This window comes from Enterobacter cloacae complex sp. 385G4 (assembly GCF_057320665.1).
In genome coordinates this window covers 1-22,159 of record NZ_JBXWDD010000008.1, presented here as the reverse complement: position 1 = coordinate 22,159, position 22,159 = coordinate 1, and the positions used below count along the sequence as shown (strand labels likewise).

Annotated in this window: 17 protein-coding genes; 11 read left to right on the top strand and 6 right to left on the bottom strand. The window is 55.0% G+C overall.

The features are described 5' to 3' along the window. Positions 1-5: 5 nt before the first annotated feature. Positions 6-1,004: an L-glyceraldehyde 3-phosphate reductase gene (mgrA, locus tag AC2FAJ_RS18255; RefSeq protein ID WP_045631033.1), complete on the bottom strand. Its 999-nt coding sequence runs from the start codon at positions 1,002-1,004 to the stop codon at positions 6-8. Positions 1,005-1,189: 185 nt separating this feature from the next. On the opposite strand from mgrA, the gene ipdC reads away from it, so the two are divergent. After that, the gene (ipdC, locus tag AC2FAJ_RS18250; protein ID WP_045631034.1) at positions 1,190-2,848 is read left to right on the top strand and encodes an indolepyruvate decarboxylase; all 1,659 of its coding nucleotides are present in this window, start codon (positions 1,190-1,192) and stop codon (positions 2,846-2,848) included. Here the strand turns inward: ipdC and AC2FAJ_RS18245 are convergent, their stop codons facing one another. Further along, positions 2,849-4,084: an ion channel protein gene (locus tag AC2FAJ_RS18245; RefSeq protein WP_041908826.1), complete on the bottom strand. Its 1,236-nt coding sequence runs from the start codon at positions 4,082-4,084 to the stop codon at positions 2,849-2,851. A gap of 205 nt (positions 4,085-4,289) precedes the next feature. On the opposite strand from AC2FAJ_RS18245, the gene glk reads away from it, so the two are divergent. After that, entirely contained in the window at positions 4,290-5,255 is a 966-nt protein-coding gene (gene glk / locus AC2FAJ_RS18240; protein WP_041908828.1) for a glucokinase, read from the top strand. Between the two features lie 38 nt (positions 5,256-5,293). On the opposite strand, the gene AC2FAJ_RS18235 is transcribed toward glk, so the two are convergent. Both AC2FAJ_RS18235 and AC2FAJ_RS18230 read right to left on the bottom strand, forming a co-directional pair. Then, positions 5,294-6,025, bottom strand: coding sequence for a LytR/AlgR family response regulator transcription factor (locus tag AC2FAJ_RS18235; RefSeq protein WP_028013980.1), 732 nt, complete (start codon positions 6,023-6,025; stop codon positions 5,294-5,296). Between the two features lies 1 nt (position 6,026). Next, positions 6,027-7,733: a LytS/YhcK type 5TM receptor domain-containing protein gene (locus AC2FAJ_RS18230; RefSeq protein ID WP_485454389.1), complete on the bottom strand. Its 1,707-nt coding sequence runs from the start codon at positions 7,731-7,733 to the stop codon at positions 6,027-6,029. A 386-nt stretch (positions 7,734-8,119) separates the two neighbouring features. Here AC2FAJ_RS18230 and alaC point away from each other — a divergent pair, with 386 nt between their 5' ends. Then, on the top strand, positions 8,120-9,358 hold the full coding sequence (alaC, locus tag AC2FAJ_RS18225; RefSeq protein WP_028013978.1) for an alanine transaminase: 1,239 nt from the start codon (positions 8,120-8,122) through the stop codon (positions 9,356-9,358). A 49-nt stretch (positions 9,359-9,407) separates the two neighbouring features. On the opposite strand, the gene ypdK is transcribed toward alaC, so the two are convergent. Together ypdK and lpxP are read right to left on the bottom strand one after the other, a co-directional pair. Next, positions 9,408-9,479 carry a membrane protein YpdK gene (gene ypdK / locus AC2FAJ_RS18220; RefSeq protein ID WP_099458937.1) on the bottom strand — a complete coding sequence of 24 codons (72 nt, stop codon included), beginning with the start codon at positions 9,477-9,479 and terminating at the stop codon, positions 9,408-9,410. 358 nt (positions 9,480-9,837) lie between these two features. Next, entirely contained in the window at positions 9,838-10,758 is a 921-nt protein-coding gene (lpxP, locus tag AC2FAJ_RS18215) for a kdo(2)-lipid IV(A) palmitoleoyltransferase (protein WP_028013977.1), read from the bottom strand. Positions 10,759-11,550: 792 nt separating this feature from the next. Here lpxP and tssB point away from each other — a divergent pair. The 8 genes from tssB to vgrG form a co-directional block, all read left to right on the top strand. Beyond that, positions 11,551-12,048, top strand: coding sequence for a type VI secretion system contractile sheath small subunit (tssB, locus tag AC2FAJ_RS18210; protein WP_041908834.1), 498 nt, complete (start codon positions 11,551-11,553; stop codon positions 12,046-12,048). Positions 12,049-12,080: 32 nt separating this feature from the next. Continuing rightward, on the top strand, positions 12,081-13,625 hold the full coding sequence (tssC, locus tag AC2FAJ_RS18205; RefSeq protein WP_041908836.1) for a type VI secretion system contractile sheath large subunit: 1,545 nt from the start codon (positions 12,081-12,083) through the stop codon (positions 13,623-13,625). 17 nt (positions 13,626-13,642) lie between these two features. Then, positions 13,643-14,983 carry a type VI secretion system baseplate subunit TssK gene (gene tssK / locus AC2FAJ_RS18200; RefSeq protein ID WP_060573457.1) on the top strand — a complete coding sequence of 447 codons (1,341 nt, stop codon included), beginning with the start codon at positions 13,643-13,645 and terminating at the stop codon, positions 14,981-14,983. Then, a complete protein-coding gene (gene tssL, locus AC2FAJ_RS18195; RefSeq protein WP_041908837.1) occupies positions 14,980-15,669 on the top strand; it encodes a type VI secretion system protein TssL, short form in 690 nt (229 codons plus the stop codon). The genes tssK and tssL overlap by 4 nt, the downstream gene beginning before the upstream one ends. Then, positions 15,666-17,372 (top strand): OmpA family protein, encoded by a 1,707-nt coding sequence (locus AC2FAJ_RS18190; protein ID WP_485454388.1) that lies wholly within the window; start codon positions 15,666-15,668, stop codon positions 17,370-17,372. The genes tssL and AC2FAJ_RS18190 overlap by 4 nt, the downstream gene beginning before the upstream one ends. Before the next feature lie 5 nt (positions 17,373-17,377). Continuing rightward, entirely contained in the window at positions 17,378-17,869 is a 492-nt protein-coding gene (gene hcp / locus AC2FAJ_RS18185) for a type VI secretion system effector Hcp (protein WP_028019678.1), read from the top strand. A 159-nt stretch (positions 17,870-18,028) separates the two neighbouring features. Next, positions 18,029-20,683: a type VI secretion system ATPase TssH gene (tssH, locus tag AC2FAJ_RS18180; protein WP_485454387.1), complete on the top strand. Its 2,655-nt coding sequence runs from the start codon at positions 18,029-18,031 to the stop codon at positions 20,681-20,683. After that, positions 20,680-22,159: type VI secretion system tip protein VgrG (gene vgrG, locus AC2FAJ_RS18175; protein WP_485454386.1), on the top strand; the 1,480-nt coding region annotated here is incomplete at its 3' end. The genes tssH and vgrG, both read left to right, overlap by 4 nt.

Here is a 22,159-nt window from a genome sequence, read left to right as displayed (position 1 = left end):
TGGTTTTATTTTGAACTGCTCAGGATCTGGTCGATTAGGGAAAGTTCTTCTGCGGTAAACTGGCGGTTTTCCAGCATACCCACGGCATCATCAATCTGAGCCGTTTTGCTGGCACCGATCAGTACCGACGTGACCTCCTCATGGCGTAACACCCAGGCAAGCGCCATCTGCGAGAGTTTCTGGCCGCGGCTTTCTGCCAGGGCGTTTAGCTGGCGCACCTTCTCAAGCTTCTCTTCGGTGATCTGTTCCGGGTTAAGGAATTGACTGCCGCTTGCCGCACGGGAATCGGCGGGAATACCGTTAAGATACCGGTTGGTCAACTGTCCCCCTGCCAGCGGCGAGAAGGGAATACAGCCGACCCCTTTTTCCTGCAGAACATCCAGCAAACCCTCTTCCGGCGCACGTTCGAACATTGAGTATTTCGGCTGGAGGATCAGGCAGGGCGTGCCCAGGTCATTCAGGATATCAATCGCTTTTCGCGCCAGCTCGGCAGGATAGTTGGATAACCCGACATACAGGGCTTTGCCCTGGCGCACCAGATGGTCAAGCGCTTTCATGGTTTCCTGCAGCGGCGTTTCCGGGTCAGGACGGTGATGATAGAAGATATCGACATATTCCAGCCCCATGCGCTTCAGGCTTTGATCGAGGCTTGCCAGCAGATATTTACGCGATCCCCAGTCGCCGTAAGGGCCGTCCCACATGGTATATCCCGCTTTCGTGGAGACGATCAGCTCGTCGCGCCAGGGCAGGAAATCCTCCTGCAAAATACGGCCGAAATTACGCTCGGCAGACCCCGGCGGGGGACCATAGTTATTGGCAAGGTCGAAATGTGTAATACCCAGATCGAACGCGCGCTGTAAAAGTTGACGGCTATTTTCGATAAGCGTAGCGTCACCAAAATTATGCCACAGCCCCAGCGAGACCGCGGGCAACCTGATTCCGCTTCGCCCACAGCGGCGATACTCCATTGTCTGATAACGATTTTTGTCCGGCTGATAACCCATTCGTATGACCTCTCGTGCTGAAGAGAAAAATCAGTGTATACGTTTACATTAACGTGAAAAAAAGCAGCATAGCCCAGCATTTTTTGTAAAGCATTCTTTCCATAGCCTTCTTATCGCCAATTCTGGACAGCCATCACGCTTATTTAATACTCAAAGTGAGGTCAACATCAGAAGGATACCTGTTTATGCGTACCCCGTACTGCGTCGCCGATTACCTGCTGGACCGTCTTACAGATTGTGGAGCCGATCATCTGTTTGGCGTGCCGGGCGACTATAACCTGCAGTTTCTCGACCACGTAATAGACAGCCCGGATATCTGCTGGGTGGGCTGTGCCAACGAGTTAAACGCCTCTTATGCCGCTGACGGATATGCCCGCTGTAAGGGCTTCGCCGCGCTGCTGACGACGTTTGGCGTCGGAGAATTAAGTGCCATGAACGGCATTGCGGGCAGCTATGCCGAGCATGTTCCGGTGCTGCATATTGTTGGCGCGCCGGGGATGGCGTCTCAGCAAAGGGGGGAACTGCTGCACCATACGCTGGGCGATGGTGAGTTCCGTCATTTTTACCATATGAGCGAGCCGATCACCGTTGCACAGGCGATCCTGACCGAACAAAACGCCTGTTATGAAATCGACCGGGTACTGACGACGATGCTCCGGGAACGTCGTCCCGGCTATTTGATGTTACCTGCCGATGTGGCAAAAAAAGCCGCTACGCCGCCTGTAAACGCTCTCACGCTCCGGCATGCCCATGCCGATAGCGCCTGCCTGAAAGCGTTCCGGGATGCTGCGGAGCGTCAACTGGCAGCGAGTAAGCGTACCGCGCTGTTAGCGGATTTTCTTGTCCTGCGCCATGGGCTGAAGCACGCGCTGCAGAAGTGGGTGAAGGATGTGCCGATGGCGCATGCCACGATGCTGATGGGCAAAGGCATTTTCGACGAACGTAACGCCGGTTTTTACGGTACCTACAGCGGTTCGGCCAGTGCCGGTCCGGTAAAAGAGGCGATAGAGGGGGCGGATACGGTGCTGTGCATCGGCACGCGTTTTACCGATACTCTGACGGCCGGGTTTACCCATCAGTTAACACTGGCACAGACGATAGAAGTCCAGCCTCATGCCGCCCGCGTCGGCGATATCTGGTTTACCGGCATCCCGATGGCCCAGGCCATTGAAGCACTGCTGGAGCTGTGCAAACAGCATATTCACGATAAGCCTGTTCCGGCATCGCACAGCGCGATGAATTTCCCTCAGCCGGACGGCTCACTTACTCAGGAGAATTTCTGGCAAACGCTGCAAACGTTTATTCGCCCGGGAGACATCATCCTGGCCGATCAGGGCACCTCGGCCTTCGGCGCGATTGACCTGCGTTTGCCTGCCGACGTTAATTTTATCGTCCAGCCGCTGTGGGGCTCGATCGGCTACACCCTGGCCGCAGCGTTCGGTGCGCAAACGGCATGCCCGAACCGGCGGGTGATTGTGCTGACGGGGGATGGCGCGGCACAGCTGACCATTCAGGAGCTCGGGTCAATGTTGCGTGATAAACAACATCCCATCATTCTGGTGCTCAACAACGAAGGATACACGGTTGAAAGGGCAATTCACGGGCCGGAACAGCGTTACAATGACATTGCGCTATGGAACTGGACGCAAATCCCGCAGGCCCTGAGCCTCGATCCTCAGGCCCAGTGCTGGCAAGTCAGTGAAGCGGAGCAGCTGGCGGACGTGCTGGAAAAAGTGGCGCACCACGAGCGGCTCTCTCTAATTGAGGTGATGCTGCCAAAAGCGGATATCCCGCCGCTGCTGGGAGCGATTACCAAAGCGCTGGAAGCGCGCAATAGCGCCTGATTATTTGTCGTTTCGCCAGGCCATCATCATCGGTTTGCCCGCCAGCAGGAGCCAGGCGGGCAACATCACGATGCAGAGCAGCGGGAACAGCGTCGAATCCGGCACCACCACCGCCGCCATAAACAGGCTCAGCCATGCATCGCGCGTCACCACCAGTACCAGCCCCAGAATAGAGCAGGATACGGTAATCGCCGCCGGAACCGCGTCGACATGCTCGTGCAGCATCAGCCCCAGCGCCACGCCGACAAACACCGCCGGGAAGATACGCCCGCCGCGGAAACCGCACGCTGCAGCAACGACAAGCGCCGCCAGCTTGATGACGGCAAACAACAGGTAATCGGACACGCTAAACACCTGGCTGAAGGCCAGCTGCTGCATCTCGTCCAGACCTTTGAACAGGGTCACCGTTCCGCCAATTGCCCCTAAAACACCGAGGATTAGCCCCCCTGTTCCCAGAATCAATACCGGATGTTTGAGTTTATGCACCAGCCGGTGCAGGCGCGGAAGACACCATACCGCCACCATGCCCAGCGCGATGGCGATCGCGACGACGATGGCGCCGCTGAATATATCTGCAATCCGCATCTCTCCGTAGTGCGGCAGAGAGAGGGAAAAATGGGGATGGAAAAACAGGCTTGTCGTCAGCGCGCCGGCAGCCGCGGCCATCAGTGGAGCGAACAGCTTATCCCAGAGCGGGACGTCGTTATCACTGGCCAACGTCTGAGAAAAGATCAGGGCAGCAGCGACAGGCGTGCCAAAAAGCGCCCCGATGGTGCCTGCGGAGGCGAGGATGGTCCAGTCCAGCGCGCCGACGCGAGGCAGAATGCGTGCGCCGAGGAACACCGCCAGGCCAATATTCACCGCCATAATCGGATGCTCGGGACCCAGGCTGACGCCGCCCGCCAGGCCCACGATCAATGCGACGATCAGCCCCGGCAGTGCAGAGGGGGGAACCGGAGCGCCAATCAGAGGTTCCAGCGCCGGGTCCGGTCCGGCGTGGCCGGGACTGAAACGGATCGCCAGACCCACCGCAATACCGGTTAACGTCAGCATCAGGATGATCCACGCCGAAGAATCCGCGGTGACCCCCAGTTTTGCCGGAAGCGCTGTCCATAAGAGAGTTTGCAGCACCGACGCGATTTTCATCACGACGATAAGGACCAGGCTTGAGGCCACGCCAATGATCAGCGCCGGAATTGCCAGCAACAGCATGGTTCTGGCTCGCGGGTGGAGCATGATGATTTCCTTGTACAAAATGCAATGACGTTACTTTGCACATTAAGCCTTATGGCAATAGTGCAAAAGGTGCTAAAACGGTAAAGTTATTCTGTGACGAAGATCGATAATCCATGGGCATTCACCTTCCGGTCGTTGTTGTTATCACGCCTTGAATTTACAGTGTCCCAAAGATTTATTCTGACTTTAGCGGAGCAGTAGAAGAATGACAAAGTATGCTTTGGTAGGTGATGTGGGCGGCACGAACGCGCGCCTCGCATTATGCGATGTAAGTAGCGGTGAAATTTCCCGGGCGAAAACCTATTCCGGGCTGGATTATCCAAGTCTTGAGGCCGTTGTTCGCGTCTATCTGGACGAGCATCAGGTAAGCGTCGACGATGGCTGCATCGCCATTGCCTGTCCGATAACCGGCGACTGGGTCGCAATGACCAACCATACCTGGGCATTCTCCATCGCAGAGATGAAAAAGAATCTCGGTTTTGCGCATCTGGAAATCATCAATGACTTCACCGCGGTGTCCATGGCGATCCCGATGCTGAAGCCGGAACACCTGATTCAGTTTGGCGGCGCTGAACCGGTCGAGGGCAAGCCGATTGCGGTTTACGGGGCCGGTACCGGCCTGGGCGTGTCGCACCTGGTGCATGTTGCTCAGCGCTGGGTGAGCCTGCCAGGTGAAGGCGGCCATGTGGACTTTGCGCCAAACAGCGAAGAAGAGGGCATTATCCTCGAAGAGTTGCGCGCGGAGATCGGCCACGTTTCCGCCGAGCGCGTCCTGTCAGGACCGGGGCTGGTGAACCTGTATCGTGCGATTGTGAAATCGGACGGTCGTCTGCCGGAAAACCTGCAGCCGAAAGACGTCACTGAACGCGCGCTGGCGGACAGCTGCATCGACTGCCGTCGCGCTCTTTCGCTGTTCTGCGTCATTATGGGACGGTTCGGCGGCAACCTGGCGCTGACGCTGGGCACCTTTGGCGGGGTCTATATTGCGGGCGGGATCGTGCCGCGCTTCCTCGACTTCTTTAAAGCCTCCGGTTTCCGCGGTGGGTTTGAAGATAAAGGGCGTTTCAGAAGCTACGTACAGGACATTCCCGTTTATCTCATCGTGCATGATAACCCAGGCCTGCTGGGTTCGGGTGCCCATCTGCGTCAGGTTCTCGGTCAAATCCTCTGATGTATCATTACCCTCTCCCGCGGGAGAGGGCTCTTTCATTACAGGTGCATCAGCTGGCGGAACTCTTTCACTTTGCTGCGGCTCACCGGCACCTGAAAATCCAAATCCTTCAGGCGCAAAATATAGGTGTTGTTAAACCACGGTTCGATCTCGCGGATCTTATTTAAATTGACGCAAAACGAACGGTGGCAGCGGAAAAAGTGGGCTGCCGGAAGTTTGCTGCAGAATTCAGTAATGTTCATCGCCATGACATACGATTCCCGCCGCGTATAGACAAACGTCATCTTTTCGTGCGCTTCGGCATAGTAGATATCGTTGACCGGGGTCACGATGATGCGCTCATCTTTGACCAGATTAATGGTGTCGTTTTCCCGTATCGTCGGGCTGGCGGTAGCCGGAGCGCTCTGTTGCTGCCATGCGGCCTCCAGCTTTTGCAGCATGCTGACAATTCGCGACTCCTGGTAAGGCTTCAGAATATAGTCAAATGCCTCCAGCTCGAAGGCTTCTACGGCATGCTCTTTCCATGCGGTAACGAACACAATAAACGGCTTATGGGCAAACTGATTGATATTTTGCGCCAGCAGCACGCCGTCCAGCGAGGGAATATTGATATCCAGAAAAATCGCGTCAACCCGGTTATGCTGCAGAAACTTCAGCACGTCCAGACCATCATCAAACGTACCCACAATCTCCATCTGGCTGTGGGTTTTGATAAGCCAGGTTAGTTCCTGTTGAGCCAGGAATTCATCTTCAACGATGATGACTTTCATATTACTCACCCTGAGGTAATAAAGATGTCGCCGCATGAACAGGGGAGCGCTCATTCGGGACGTAAAAAGCGATTTCAGTGCCTGGTTCAAGACGATGAATATGCAGCCCGTCGCCGTAGAGAAGCTTGACTCTGTGGTGCACGTTCAGCAGCCCGATTTTATTCCCGGGCATCTCGTTAGACTCCACGCGCTCAATGACTTTTGGGTCAATCCCGTAGCCGGTATCGCGTACCGCAATTCGCACCCGATTGCCGCTTTCGGTGATGCTGATGGTGACCACCCCTTTGCCTTTACAGGGCTGAATACCGTGAACAATCGCGTTTTCAACCAGCGGCTGGATCAGCAGGCTCGGGATCATGCAGTTGACCTCTTCATCAATATCGTAAATCACCGTGAGCTTGTCGCCAAAGCGCGCCTGTTCAATCGCGATATAGTCTTTGATCTGATAAAGCTCTTTTTTAATGTCTATCTGCTCGTCATCTTTCAGTTCGATGTTGTAGCGCAGATAGCGCGACAGGTTAAAAATCAGCTGGCGCGCGGTGTCCGGATTCAAACGAATGGAAGAGGAGATAGCGTTGAGCGCGTTAAACAGGAAATGGGGATTAATTTTGCTCTGCAGCGCGCGCAGCTCTGCCTTATTTGCCATCTCACGCAGCTGTTCTGCCCGGGAGACCTCAAGCTGAGTAGAGATAATCTGCGACAGGCCAATGGCCATCTCCTGCAGCGTGGAGGTGATCTGATGCGCGTGGCAGTAATAAATTTTCAGCGTGCCCGTCACAACGCCTTTTTCCCATAGCGGGATCACCAGCATCGAGTGAATTTCCGGCGTTCGGTGAGCTTCATCATTGTTTTTAATGATGATTTTTCCGTAGTTAATCGCCTGTCTGGTGGTCGGACTAATGGTGTCATCACTGTCGCGATAGTTGTGTTCTCCAACGCCTACGTAGGCCAGCACGTGGTCGATATTGGTGATGGCGACGGCGTCAGCGTGAATGTCGTGGCGGATAATCTCGCAGACCTGGCGCAGCGACTCCGCGTTAACGTGGCGAAAGAGCGGCAGCGTTTTGTTGGCAATATCCAGCGCCAGCTTGGCCTGACGGGCGGCGCTGGCCTCTTTTTCCCCTTCAACGCTCTGTACCAGCAGCACGATAAAACCGATGCAGACGCTGCCCAGGATCATAGGAATACCGATTTTCGAGACGATATCCAGCCCCAGCGCGGTGGTGGGGGCCCAGACGACGACAAGGATCATGGTCAGCGTTTCGCACACCATGCCCGCAGCAATCCCGGCGCGCCAGCGCTGTTTTTTGGGGATCTTGCGGCCGATCCAGCCGGAAAGCACCCCGGCGATAATGCTGGTGATAAAGCATGGCACTGCCGTTACGCCACCGATATCAATCAAGTAGCGATGGGTCCCGGCAATCACGCCGGTGATGACACCCACCCACGGGCCAAACAAAATTCCGCCGGACATGACGGCGATAATGCGCACGTTAACCAGCGAACCCTCTACCGGCACCCCGGACCAGGTGCTGAACAGTGCGAACAGGGAAAAGATGGCGGTAACCGCCAGCAGCTCTTTCGGCGAGTGTGCGGATTTATGCAAAAGCTCGCGAAACAGGCGAATGCGAATCAGGAAGAACAGGCAAATCAGCATTAATGCCGCACGGTCAAAAACCGCCAGCAGCATAGTGAATATCTCGTGCACGGAGCAGACCTGGGCAAACGGGAAAGAACCATGATAAAAAACCTGGGGCGTATTGACCAGCTATCCGTCGGGTTTATCAAATGAGGAAAAACCATAGTTTACAAAGGGGATTGTCAGGTGAGGATTGATGCTACCCGATTTTTTCTCAGCCCCAAATCACCAGGTAACTGTTTTGATATCATTGTGTTAAATAACGGCTAACGGAAAGCCAATATCAGAACCCTGTTTCCATTTTCAGGCATTGCTGTGTTCCGGTTTTCACGGGGGCGCTTTTTTTTCATTTCCCTCTCGACAGGGTGATTTTTTTCAGGTTATTTTCTAAGCACGCCACATCGGTGGCAGCGTCGCTCGGACGGTCCGGGCGCTAACGTTAATCTGAGGAATCTATGGCTGAATTCAGTCCTGAACGCCGTTTTACGCGTATCGATCGTCTCCCCCCTTATGTTTTCAATATCACTGCTGAACTGAAGATGGCTGCGCGTCGGCGCGGCGAAGATATTATCGATTTCAGCATGGGTAACCCTGACGGCCCAACGCCACCGCATATCGTTGAAAAGCTCTGCACGGTTGCCCAGCGCCCGGATACGCACGGCTACTCAACCTCGCGCGGTATTCCCAGGTTACGTCGCGCGATCTCGCGCTGGTATCAGGATCGTTATCAGGTTGATATCGATCCTGAAAGTGAGGCGATTGTCACCATCGGCTCGAAAGAAGGGCTGGCACATCTGATGCTGGCCACGCTGGATCACGGTGATACGGTGCTGGTACCCAATCCAAGTTACCCAATCCATATCTACGGCGCGGTGATTGCCGGGGCGCAGGTTCGCTCTGTTCCGCTGGTGGAAGGTGTCGATTTCTTTAACGAACTGGAACGTGCCATTCGCGAAAGCTACCCGAAACCCAAGATGATGATCCTCGGTTTCCCGTCGAACCCAACGGCCCAGTGCGTGGAGCTGGATTTCTTCGAGAAAGTTGTCGCTCTGGCCAAGCGTTATGACGTGCTGGTGGTTCATGATTTAGCCTACGCCGATATCGTCTATGACGGCTGGAAAGCCCCGTCGATAATGCAGGTTCCGGGCGCGCGTGACGTGGCGGTGGAGTTCTTTACCCTGTCGAAAAGCTACAACATGGCGGGCTGGCGTATTGGCTTTATGGTGGGTAACAAAACGCTGGTAAGTGCACTGGCGCGTATCAAGAGTTACCACGATTACGGTACCTTCACGCCGCTGCAGGTTGCCGCTATTGCCGCTCTGGAGGGCGATCAGCAGTGCGTTCACGACATTGCTGCTCAGTATAAACGTCGCCGCGACGTACTCGTTAAAGGGTTACATGAGGCTGGCTGGATGGTGGAGATGCCGAAAGCGTCCATGTATGTCTGGGCGAAAATTCCGGAACCGTACGCAGCGATGGGATCGCTGGAGTTTGCTAAAAAGCTGCTGCAGGACGCGAAGGTGTGTGTGTCCCCGGGCATCGGCTTTGGTGATTATGGCGACACCCACGTGCGCTTTGCTTTAATCGAAAACAGCGACCGTATTCGTCAGGCGGTGAGGGGCATCAAGAGTATGTTCCGGGCCGATGGCCTGCTCTCAGCAAAGAGCGTTGCTGAAAACCCCGTGTCCTCATGACAAAAAAACAGGAGCCAAATGGCTCCTGTTTTTTGACTGCATGTTCTCACTAGATCATCAGGGCAAAGGTTCCGGCCCAGACTAAAACGATCACCGAAATGCCCATAAAGAAATATTTCACGTTTCATCGCTCCGCGTATCTTGTGGTACGCATTTAAAAACAGAGTCCAACTGATTATAGAGAACTGAAATCCCGGCTAAACAGAAATGAGAATTTTCCCGTTACGCCGATGACTCCCGCTCAGAATTCTGTGCTTTCCTGGTGCCAGACGGCGCTAATGTACGCTTAAAAATGAGGGGTGACAAGAGGGATTTTTTTAAATAATTTCCGCCACTTACGAGTGTCGTGGAACGGCGACAGTTTGATTTCACAGCGCAATAAATTCACTTTGGGCGACGCCATCAAAGACGGTTTTGCAGTGAGATGACAGGTGATTGAAAAGGCTAGTTTCTTAGCGAAACTAACCTTCATGCAGGGCTTAAATATAGAGGGAGGCTTCGCCAAGAGGACGCGTTTTGAAACGACGATGCATCCAGAGATATTGCTCCGGTGCGCGCATGATTTCAGTTTCGATGACCTTATTGATAAACGCAGCCGCTTCACACTCGTTTTCCGGATAGTTAGCCATTTCCGGAGAGATGTGCAGACGGTAGCCTGACTTATCCGCTTTTCTCACCATCGTCACGGTCAGCATGGAGGCACCTGACAAACGCGAAATGACGAAAGTCCCGTTGGTCGTCGCTACATCCTTCACGGCAAAGAAGGGGGCAAAGCTGCTGCCTTTGCGTCCGTAATCCTGGTCAGGAGCGAACCAGACGGCCTCACCTTTCTTCAGGGCGCCAACCATACCGCGCAGGTTGTTACGGCTGATCATCGCTTTATTGGAGCGCATGCGGCCTCGCGTCTGAACCCACTCCATCAGTGCACTGTTGTGCGGTCTGTAGGTTGCCATCATTGGCTGACAAAGGCCCATCACGCGCCCGCCAAGCTCCAGCGACATAAAGTGCACGCCAACAACCATCACGCCGCGTTTTTGCAGCTGAGCGCGTTTAAGGTTGTCCAGTCCTTCTACATCAAACCATTTACGGACGCGTTCATCCGGCCAGAACCAGGCCATGCCGGTTTCAAGCAGCGCCATGCCGATGGATTTAAAGTTTTCAGAGATCAGTTTTTCGCGCTCTTCAGCATTGTACTGAGGAAAGCAAAGCTCGATGTTTTTACGCGCGATAGATTCGCGACGCTTCAGGAAATAGCGGGATGCGCTGCCCAGTTTCGACCCCAGCATACGCAGCACAGGGTAGGGGAGTTGTACCAGCAGCCAGAGAACGCCAAGACCAAACCATGTAAACCAGTAACGCGGGTGTAAAAACGCGCGTTGAAATTTGGATTGAGACAAAATAGAGAAACCTATGTAGAGCCGGTGAAAGTAACGCTTAGTGCGATACCACGTGCCTATTAGACCGTAGTACAAGGTCATGGTTGCAGGCTTTACCGATCTTTACGGCGTTACCTGGCCATAGCTGACGTTGGGTGGGCGGTATAATGTAACACCGTTATACGATATGTGCTATTACTCGTTTTTGATTAAAAAAGCGACGATCCAGGAGGTGTTTGATTTTACAGATTTTATAAACAGCCGCATTGAGAGCATCCCTCCTTCTTGGGCGGCGAGCAGAAGCCTCTGTGCAAGGATAAAGTCAATTCACGAACAAGCACGGTATTAATGATTGACGACTCGTTAAGTATCCGAAAATGAATTTTTTACTACATATAATAAATAAGAATTTTCACAAGGAAAAATCTTATATATTATTCATGCTATCAATAAAATATTCACTTTTCATAATTTTTCGTTTCTTCTTTTTTTGCGTTCCTCAATAGCTTCTTTCAGTTAATTCATGCTTTTTTGACAAAGTGTCGTGATGCAAATCAAAATAAGTTGTTTTTATTAGTATCTCACTGGTTGCGATCCTTTTAACGATATAAATATTTGGTTTGCGCGAAAAGAGTAGTTTCTTTTTCTGCCTTGGCAGGGCATTACACAATAATAGTTTAGCAGAAAATTCTTAAGAAATTTCTCATTGCGGGTTAATGATCTGCGTATTTGATTTTGTGTCGATCATTATTCTATGATTGCGCATCAACGCGATACCGTGAAGTTGGCATAGCAAAACCAAAGAGGGATGATGAGATGGCTGACAGTTTTCAGAATGAAGTGCCTAAGGCACGTATTAACCTAAAGCTTGACCTGCATACTGGCGGAGCAAGCAAGAAAATGGAATTACCATTGAAATTGCTTGTTGCGGGTGATTTTAGTAATGGGCAGGACACAGCGCCAATATTTGAGCGCGAAAAGGTTAATATCACGAAGAACAATTTTGATAGCGTTCTTTCCGAATATTCCCCAAAAGTTAATCTGACCGTTAAAAATACGCTGGCTGATGATGGCGGTGAGGACAACATTCAGCTGACTTTTCAGAGCATGAAAGATTTCACGCCAGAGCAGGTGGCTGCTCAGATACCGCAACTGAAGGCGATGCTGGCGATGCGCAACTTGCTCCGTGATTTGAAAGCCAACCTTTTGGACAACCAGACTTTCCGAAAAGAGCTGGAAAAAATCGTTCTTGACCAGTCGCTTAGCGCTGAGTTGCGAAATGAATTATCCGCACTGGCGTCAAAAAAATCCTAACCATCAGGCTGTTTTAACGGATTAATCAAGGAATGCTCATGTCTGTACAAAATAATATTACTGGCGGTGAAAGCGTGGTGCTGGAGCGCCCAGCAGCGGGTGGGGTTTACGCTTCCCTGTTTGAGAAAATCAATCTGAGCCCGGTCTCTGAGCTGAGCGCGCTGGATATCTGGCAAGATGCGCAGGCGATGTCGGATGCCACCGCCGATGAACGTCTGACTGCAGGTATGCAGGTCTTTCTGGAGTGTCTGACCAAAGCAGGCTCGAAAGTCGAAAAACTGGATAAAAGCCTGATTGATCACCACATCGCTGAGCTCGATTTTCAGATCAGCCGCCAGCTGGACGCTGTAATGCACCATGATGAATTTCAGGCGGTTGAGAGCCTGTGGCGTGGGGTGAAGTCGCTGGTGGATAAAACCGATTTTCGCCAGAACGTGAAAATTGAGCTTCTGAGTATGTCTAAAGAAGACCTGCGCCAGGACTTTGAAGACTGTCCGGAGGTGATCCAGAGTGGTCTTTATAAACACACCTACATCGACGAATATGATACCCCGGGCGGCGAGCCGATTGCGGCGCTGATTTCCGCTTACGAGTTCGACGCTTCAGCGCAGGATGTCGCTCTGCTGCGCAATATCTCTAAAGTCTCTGCTGCGGCACATATGCCATTTATCGGCTCGGCAGGCCCGAAATTCTTCCTCAAGGATTCAATGGAAGACGTTGCTGCGATTAAAGATATTGGTAACTATTTTGACCGCGCCGAGTACATCAAGTGGAAATCGTTCCGCGATACGGACGACGCGCGCTACATCGGTCTGGTGATGCCCCGCGTACTGGGACGTTTGCCGTATGGCCCGGATACCGTTCCGGTTCGTAGCTTCAATTATGTCGAAGAAGTCAAAGGTCCGGATCACGACAAATACCTGTGGACCAACGCATCGTTTGCTTTTGCGTCCAACATGGTGCGCAGCTTTATCAATAATGGCTGGTGTGTACAGATCCGTGGGCCACAGGCTGGTGGTGCGGTTCAGGACCTGCCTATCCATCTGTACGATCTCGGTACCGGCAATCAGGTAAAAATCCCGAGCGAAGTGATGATTCCTGAAACACGTGAATTCGAATTTGCGAATCTGGGCTTCATTCCTTTGTCCTATTACAAAAACCGCGACTACGCCTGCTTCTTCTCGGCTAACTCCACGCAGAAACCGGCGCTCTATGACACCGCAGATGCAACGGCGAACAGCCGCATCAATGCGCGTCTTCCGTACATCTTCCTGCTGTCGCGTATCGCCCACTACCTGAAGCTGATTCAGCGCGAAAACATTGGCACCACTAAGGATCGCCGACTTCTGGAGCTGGAGCTGAACACCTGGGTCCGCAGTCTGGTGACCGAAATGACCGATCCGGGCGATGAACTTCAGGCGTCTCACCCACTGCGTGACGCGAAAGTAGTGGTGGAAGATATTGAGGACAACCCGGGCTTCTTCCGCGTGAAATTGTACGCTATCCCGCACTTCCAGGTGGAAGGGATGGACGTCAATTTGTCGCTTGTTTCACAGATGCCGAAAGCGAAAGCGTAAAAACAGGCAGGAAGCCGATGAAAACGGAACAACCGTTATGGGGTAGGGGCATTATGGTCTCTCCCCAGCATTTTCAGCAACAGGTCGCGTATGCGGCCTGGTCTGCCGAATGTATTGCCCGGCTGGGACTCATCTCACCCTGGGGGGTCATTGACGCCACTTTCGAACCGGAATCTCTCAAGCTTGGATGTCTCCAGGCCCGTCATCTGCATGTCCGTTTTCAGGACGGAACGCTGATTGATACAGACAATGCAGATTCTCTGCCGCCTGTGTTGTCGCTTGAAAGTGAATCGCAGGAGGTGACGGTGATGCTGGCGCTTCCGCTACTGCGGGCGAATGGCGGTAACTGCCTTAAACCCGATGAAGTGGCCGAGCGCCCGGTGCGTTATCGCCAGCGCTGGCGGGATGTGCGCAATGCATTTGGGGAAGACACCCGTCAGATTGCGGTGATGCAACCGGAACTGACGCTGCGTTTTGACCATCAGAACAACAGTGATTATCTGACTTGTCCGGTCGCCCGCCTGCAGCAAGATTCGCAGGGGTTATGGCAATTAGATGAGACGTTTCTCCCCCCTCTGTTGACCATTCAGGGCAGCCCCTGGTTGGTAACCCAACTGGAACAGCTCATGACCCAGCTACGGGCTCGACTCTGTCGTCTGATGGCAATGCGGCGCGAAAGCAATGAGCGTATGGCTGACTTTGCCGTGGCTGATGTCTCTCTGTTCTGGCTGCTCAACGCGCTGAATAGCGCTGAGCCCGTACTGGGTCAGTTCCAGCGTAATCTGCAAAGCCCGCCGGAACGTCTGTATCCGGAGCTTTCTCGCCTGGCGGGGAGCTTGCTGACATTTTCTCTGGAGCACCAGGTGAACGCCATTCCGGTCTGGCATCATGAGCAACTTAACGCGGTATTTCCGCCGTTGTTTGATTTACTTAGCGATCTGCTTGAAGCCAGTTTGCCGTCCCGCGTGGTGGCTCTGACGCTCGACTATGACCCACGACTGCACTTCTGGCAGGCTCGCCTGCATGACCCGCGTCTGCGCGAAGGAGCGGATTACTATCTTTCTGTACGGTCGCCGATACCGGTGGCGCAGTTGCAGGAACAGTTCCCGCGCCAGTGTAAGGTGGGCAGTCCTGACCATGTGCGTGGGATCGTCAACTCATCCCGCGTGGGTGTACCGCTGATGCCGCTGCGTCATGTGCCAGCCGCCATTCCGCTGCGCCTGGAAAATCAGTATTTCAGTCTCGACCTCTCGCATCCTTTGGCGGCCGAAATGCTCCAGAGCGGGACATGCATGTTTTACGTCCCGGGCATGCTTGGTGAGCCTGAACTTGAACTCTTTGCGGTACTGAGAACATGAGTGAGCGTAAACGCGGCATTGCCGTGCCTGTTGATATTGACGCACTGCTGCAGGATACCTGGCTTCAGGTCATCAGCCTTCGCCATGGCCCGCTGTTTCAGGAAGGTGAAGGTCGGGTCTTATGGGAACGCTGTATCGCTGATGTAGAGCGCGTTCAGCGTGAACTAAAAGCGAGTGAGCTCGATGAAGCCAGCTGTAGGCATATCCTCACTGCACAATGTGCATTGCTTGATGAAGCGGTAAAAGGCCGCGGTGTAGAGGATGATGCCTGTGTGCAGTGGTATGACATTCCTTTGCAGGGACACTTCCTCGGCACGATGGATGCCGGTGACACCTTGTGTGACAGGATGCGCGATGTGCTGCGTGAACCTGCACCAGACAATGCCGTACTGACCTGCTTTCAGCGGGTAATGATGCTCGGTTTTCTGGGTAGTTACCGCTCGCTAAGCGATCCTGAGCGTCAGAAGCTGGTCAGCGCCCTCAATGAACGTGTTACGCCGTTCAGCTATCCGCAGACTCACCCTGTTCTGGCAGAGAGTCGCACCGGACGGGGGACGGGAGGCTGGCTGGCGTCATGGCCCGCTCGTATCGGCCTGAGCGTGATTGTTCTTGCCGCGCTCTGGTGGGGACTGGATCAATGGCTCGATCAGATGCTGCTGACCCTGTTGCCGGGAGTCATAAAATGAGTCCTGTACAACAGCGCGGGCTTGCGCTGTGGGCCGCCCTGCTGAGTGCTGTGGTATGCCTGGCTTTTTTGCCGTTATCCCGGCTGGCTTCAGTGCTCGTTCTGCTGGCGATGATCGGGGTTATCGTCGCGTTCTGGTATATCGCCAGACCTCGTGCGGAGCATGACGCCAGCCTGCGTCTGGATGACCTTCCTGAAACCACTTACCGTCAACCTGTGGTGCTGGTTTGTGGTGATATGCCTCTGACCTGGCCGCAACAGTCACCGGTACTGACCGTCACGCAGGGATGCTGGATCCGCGTTGAGGATCATCAGGATCTGGAGCAGGTTGCCCGTCAGGTACTGTTGCAGCGCCCGGACTGGGGGCGTCAGCTGTCGGTGATGGTCAGTGTCTGTCCGCAGAAACACGTCGACAGCGAAGCCCTGACAAGTCGTCTGTTGGCTTTGCGCTGGCAAATTAGTCAGTTGCGTAAAGAAACGGGACATTCTGTGCCATTGATTCTGAATGGTCAGATAGGCAGTGCGATGACGGATGACATGCTCTGGCAGGCCGCTATTCCGGGTGAAGGGTGGACTGTCTGGCGTGAGTCGAATGCGCCTTGTTCAATTGCCGCATGGGTCACCACCGGCGGTGCGCCTGTGATGCAGCAGCAGGTGCTGATGAATAGCCTGATGAGTTGGTTCTATCAGCATGTCCAGGCGGTATTCATCGATGATAATCCTGATGTTCCGGCCATTGCACCTGCAGCAATGATGTGGGGAATGGGGCCGATTCTTGCCGGAAGCCTTGCGTCATCGGCCTGGACGGCGTGGTTGTCGCGTCATACCGCCATGCAGCAGGTGTCTGGCTGGCACCCGGTGGGAACGGACAGTACGGTGATCTCCCCACTTCCGGATTTCATCCTGCCACAGCTACCGGAAGGGGGAGAACTCACTCCCCGTGCCCGGACCTGGCGCTGCGTCCTTGGCATTTTCACCCTGGCTGCTATTACCGCGCTGCTGTGTAGTGGCTGGAATAATCGCCAGCTAGTGCATCGCGTGAGCTTCGATATTGTCCGTTACGATCGCATTTCTATGGATGACTACGGTCCGAAAGCCGACGCCGTTGCCGTCCTGCACAAGGATGCGGCATTGCTGGATGACCAGGCGCGTAACGGCGTACCGGCCCGATTAGGCCTGGGGCTTTATCAGGGGGAGCGACTCAGGATGCCGGTGCTGGAGGCTATCCGTTCGTATGTTCCTCCGCCCCCCAAACCTCAGCCGCAGCCCAAACCAGTACCGAAAATTGTGCGCCTCGACAGCATGTCGCTGTTCGATACCGGCAGATACGACCTTAAACCCGGTTCGACGAAGCTGCTGGTCAATTCCCTGGTCGGTATCAAAGCAAAACCGGGCTGGCTGATTGTTGTGTCAGGGCATACCGATAACACCGGCAATCCACAATTGAACCAGACGCTGTCCCTGAAACGTGCCGAAGCGGTACGCAACTGGATGCGTGACACCGGCGACGTGCCGGAAAGCTGTTTTGCGGTACAGGGCTATGGCGAAAGCCGTCCTGCCGCAACCAACGACACTCCGGAAGGGCGGGCGCTCAACCGTCGTGTCGAAATCAGTCTGGTACCGCAGGCCAATGCCTGTCAGATACCCGGCAAACACCCGGCGTCATCGCAGGATGATGGCGTCTCAGAAAATAAAACGGAGTAATTAACATGGCAATTCCTGTTTATCTTTGGCTGAAGGACGACGGCGGCGCGGACATTAAAGGGTCTGTGGACGTTCAGGATCGTGAAGGCAGCATCGAAGTGGTGGCACAGCAGCACAACCTGTACATCCCGACCGATAACAACACCGGCAAGCTGACCGGGACCCGTATCCACACGCCGTTCCTGTTCACGAAGGAAATCGACTCCTCCAGCCCGTACCTGTACAAGGCGGTGACCACGGGTCAGACCCTGAAATCCGCTGAGTTCAAGTGGTACAAAATCAACGATGCGGGCCAGGAAGTGGAGTACTTCAACACCAAACTTGAAAACGTCAAGGTGGTGAAAGTGAACCCGGTAATGCACGACATCAAGGATCCTTCTTTCGAGAAGCATAACCACCTTGAGCAGATCGAGCTGCGTTACGAAAAAATCACCTGGACCTACAAAGACGGCAACATCATTCATTCCGATTCCTGGAACGAACGCGCCACCGCGTAATCCTGATGCGGGCAGGTTTTTCCTGCCCGCAGTTTTTTGCTGAGCGCCTGAGACGCGGGCGCTCAGCAAAGAAAACACAACCTGCCTGCCTGACCTTATGCGCTTTGGTGAACAGCGAGGGGCGGTAGCGTGTCCAGGAACCGACAAAGAGAGAATCTCATGGAAAATCCAGCCATCCTGTTACGTCGTCTGAACCCTTACTGCGCCCGCGCGATGGAAGGGGCGGCATCGCTCTGCCAGACCCGTGCCCATGCCGAAATTCTGCCGGAGCACTGGCTGCTGAAGCTGCTGGAGCAAGGCGAGGGGGATCTCACTGTGCTGGCACGCCGCTACGAGTGGGATATGGATGGCATCTGGCAGGATCTGCTCGGCTGGCTGGATAAACAACCTCGCTCCGTGCGCCATCGGCCCCAGCTCTCAGAAGACATCCAGACTCTGATGCAGCAAGCCTGGCTACTGGCCTCACTCAATGGTGAAGAGCACATTCGCAGCGTCCATCTGCTGATGGCGCTGGTGGAAAAACCAAAACTGGCTCGTTGTGACGGCCTCTGGCCGTTGTTAACGCTTGGCCAGAGCCAGCTGGAGCGCCTGAGACCGTTGCTGGATGCGCAATCGGATGAGCGTCCGGAAATGCAGCGCGAAGCTGAGCTGGCACAGAACCACGGCGGTGAAGTGGAGTTTGTCGGGCGTCCGGCTGGTGAGGAAATGGAAGAGGGGGAACTGAGTCCTGCACTGCAGAACGCGCTGGACAAATTCACCCTCGATGTCACCGCCAAAGCGAAGGAAGGGAAGATCGATCCTGTGTTTGGCCGTGACACAGAAATCCGGCAGATGGTGGACATCCTTTCTCGTCGCCGCAAAAACAACCCGATTCTGGTCGGCGAGCCGGGCGTGGGGAAAACCGCACTGGTTGAAGGTCTGGCATTGCGTATTGCCGAGGGTAATGTGCCTGAATCCCTGAAAACGGTCACTCTGCGTACCCTCGACCTGGGCCTGCTGCAGGCCGGTGCTGGCGTGAAAGGGGAGTTCGAACAGCGGCTGAAAAACATCATCGATGCGGTGCAGCAATCACCGTCCCCGGTCCTGCTGTTTATTGATGAAGCGCATACCATCATCGGCGCGGGCAACCATGCGGGCGGCGCCGATGCAGCGAACCTGCTAAAACCAGCGCTGGCGCGTGGTGAACTGCGTACCATTGCGGCCACCACCTGGAGTGAGTACAAGCAGTACTTTGAACGCGATGCCGCACTGGAGCGCCGCTTCCAGATGGTCAAAGTGGACGAGCCGGATGACGACACTGCCTGCCTGATGCTGCGCGGCCTGAAATCCCGCTACGCTGAGCACCATAATGTGCATATTACCGATGATGCGGTGCGTGCGGCAGTTACGCTTTCTCGCCGCTATCTGACGGGCCGCCAGCTGCCGGACAAGGCGGTTGACCTGCTCGACACCGCCGCAGCGCGCGTCCGCATGAGCCTCGACACCGTGCCGGAGCAGCTGACCTGCATTCGCTCGCAGATCACCTCTCTTGAAATGGAGAAGCAGGCACTGCTGGAGGATATTGCTGTCGGCAATCAGAGCCATGGTGAACGCCTGACCGTCATTGAGCAGGAAGAGAACGATCTTATCGTTGCTCTCGACGAGCTTGAAACTCAATACGGGCAGGAACTGAAACTCACCGAACAACTGCTGGAAAGCCGCCAGGACATCTCCCGTCAGAGCGAGACGCACGCGCTGCAGCAGGAACTGCACGGCATGCAGCACAGCAACCCGCTGCTCTCGCTAGATGTGGATGTGCGCACCGTTGCCAATGTGATTGCTGACTGGACAGGCGTTCCGCTGTCATCGCTGATGAAAGATGAGCAGACCGAACTGCTTACCCTGGAAGATGAAATTGGCAAACGTGTGGTCGGGCAGGATGTGGCGCTCGCGGCCATCGCCCAGCGTCTGCGTGCGGCAAAAACGGGTCTCACCTCCGAGAATGGCCCGCAGGGCGTATTTCTGCTGGTGGGCCCGAGTGGGGTGGGGAAAACCGAAACCGCCCTGGCTCTGGCGGACGTGATGTACGGCGGTGAAAAATCACTGATTACCATCAACTTGTCCGAGTACCAGGAGCCTCATACTGTTTCCCAGCTGAAGGGCTCCCCTCCGGGCTACGTTGGCTACGGTCAGGGCGGTATTCTCACCGAAGCCGTGCGTAAGCGACCGTACAGCGTGGTGCTGCTCGATGAAGTCGAAAAAGCGCACCGCGACGTGATGAACCTGTTCTACCAGGTGTTCGACCGTGGCTTTATGCGCGACGGTGAAGGTCGTGAAATCGACTTCCGCAACACCGTTATTCTGATGACCTCCAACCTCGGCAGCGACCACCTGATGCAGCTGCTGGACGAACAACCTGAATCCACCGAAGGCGATCTGCACGAACTGCTGCGTCCGATCCTGCGTGACCACTTCCAGCCCGCGTTGCTGGCCCGCTTCCAGACCGTGATTTACCGTCCGCTGGCGGAAGCGGCCATGCGTACCATCGTGGAAATGAAGCTGTTACAGGTTAGCAAGCGCTTGCATCGCCACTACGGCCTGACCACGCAGATTAATGAGAGCCTGTATGACGCCCTGACCGCCGCCTGCCTGCTGCCGGATACCGGGGCGCGCAATATCGACAGCCTGCTGAATCAACAAATTCTGCCGGTGCTGAGCCAGCAGTTGCTGACCCGTATGGCCGACAGACAAAAACCACGGTCGTTACACCTGAGCTGGAGCGAAGAAGAGGGCATTGGCCTGGAATTTGACGTTCAGGAAGGAGTGGACGCATGAGTAATAATCCTCCGTTAAGGTTCAGCCATAACCACCACCTGCTGGCGGTGAAAGGCTGTGAGTCCGCGCTCGACGTGCTGGCGTTTGAAGGCGATGAAGCCCTGAGCACACCGTTCCGCTACCGTATTGAATTCACCAGCGGTAACCACGCCATCAGTAAAGAGATGATGCTGATGAAAGGGGCTTCCCTGACGCTGCAGGCCCCGGTAGACCAGGGTTACGGCATCAGAGTGCAGCAGGCCGTGCGCACCCTTCAGGGGGTGGTGACCGGCTTTGAACGCCTCGGCACATCAAAAGACGAAACCCGTTATGCCCTGACGCTCCGGCCGCGACTGGCGCTGCTTGACCGCTCGCACCAGAACGCCATTTACCAGGACATGTCGGTCCCGCAAATCGTGGAAAAAATCTTGCGCGAACGTCACGGTATGCGCGGCCAGGATTTTCTGTTCTCGCTCACTAAAGAGTATCCGCGCCGTGAGCAGGTGATGCAGTACGGCGAGAATGACCTGCACTTCATCACCCGCCTGCTGGGTGAGGTCGGTATCTGGTTCCGCTTCACCACCGACACGCGCCTGAACATCGACGTGGTGGAGTTTTACGACAGCCAGCAGGGGTACGAGAAAGGCCTGACCCTGCCGTCGGTGCCGCCGTCAGGCCAGCACTCGCATGGCGTGGATTCGGTGTGGGGGATGGAGAGCCATCACAACGTGGTGCAGAAGCAGGTCAGCACCCGGGACTACAACTACCGTCAGGCCACAGAGGATATGAATACGCTGGTTGACGTCACCCGGGGGGACGCGACCACGTACGGAGAAGCGTATCACTATGCCGACAATTATCTGACGCCGGGTAGCGCGTATGAGCGTAATCCGGCACCCGAGTCCGGGGCGTTTTATGCCCGCATCCGGCACGAGCGCTACCTGAACGGCCAGACGCGGACCCGGGCCATCACCAGCAGTCCGGCGCTCTCTCCGGGGATGCTGCTCAAAGTCACCGGCGGGTATGAAGTGGCGGAGGTGTTTGCGCAGGGCGTGGTCATCACGGCGATGCAGACCCACGCGCGGCGGGATGAAGACTTCAGCCTTCGTTTTGACGGTATTCCGGACAGCCCGGATTTCAGCTTCCGCCCCGAGCCGGGAGAACGTCCGGTGATGGCCGGTACGCTGCCGGCCCGCGTCACCAGTACCACTGAAAATGACACATACGGCCATATCGATAAGGACGGGCGCTACCGCGTCAACATGCTGTTTGATCGTGACAGCTGGGAGACGGGATTCGAAAGCCTGTGGGTGCGCCAGTCACGCCCGTATGCCGGGGACACTTACGGCCTGCACCTGCCGCTGCTGGCGGGCACCGAGGTGGCAATTGGCTTTGAGGACGGTAACCCGGACCGGCCGTACATTGCCGGCGTGCTGCATGACTCGGCGCACGGCGACCACGTCACTATCCAGAATTACAAACGCAACGTCCTGCGCA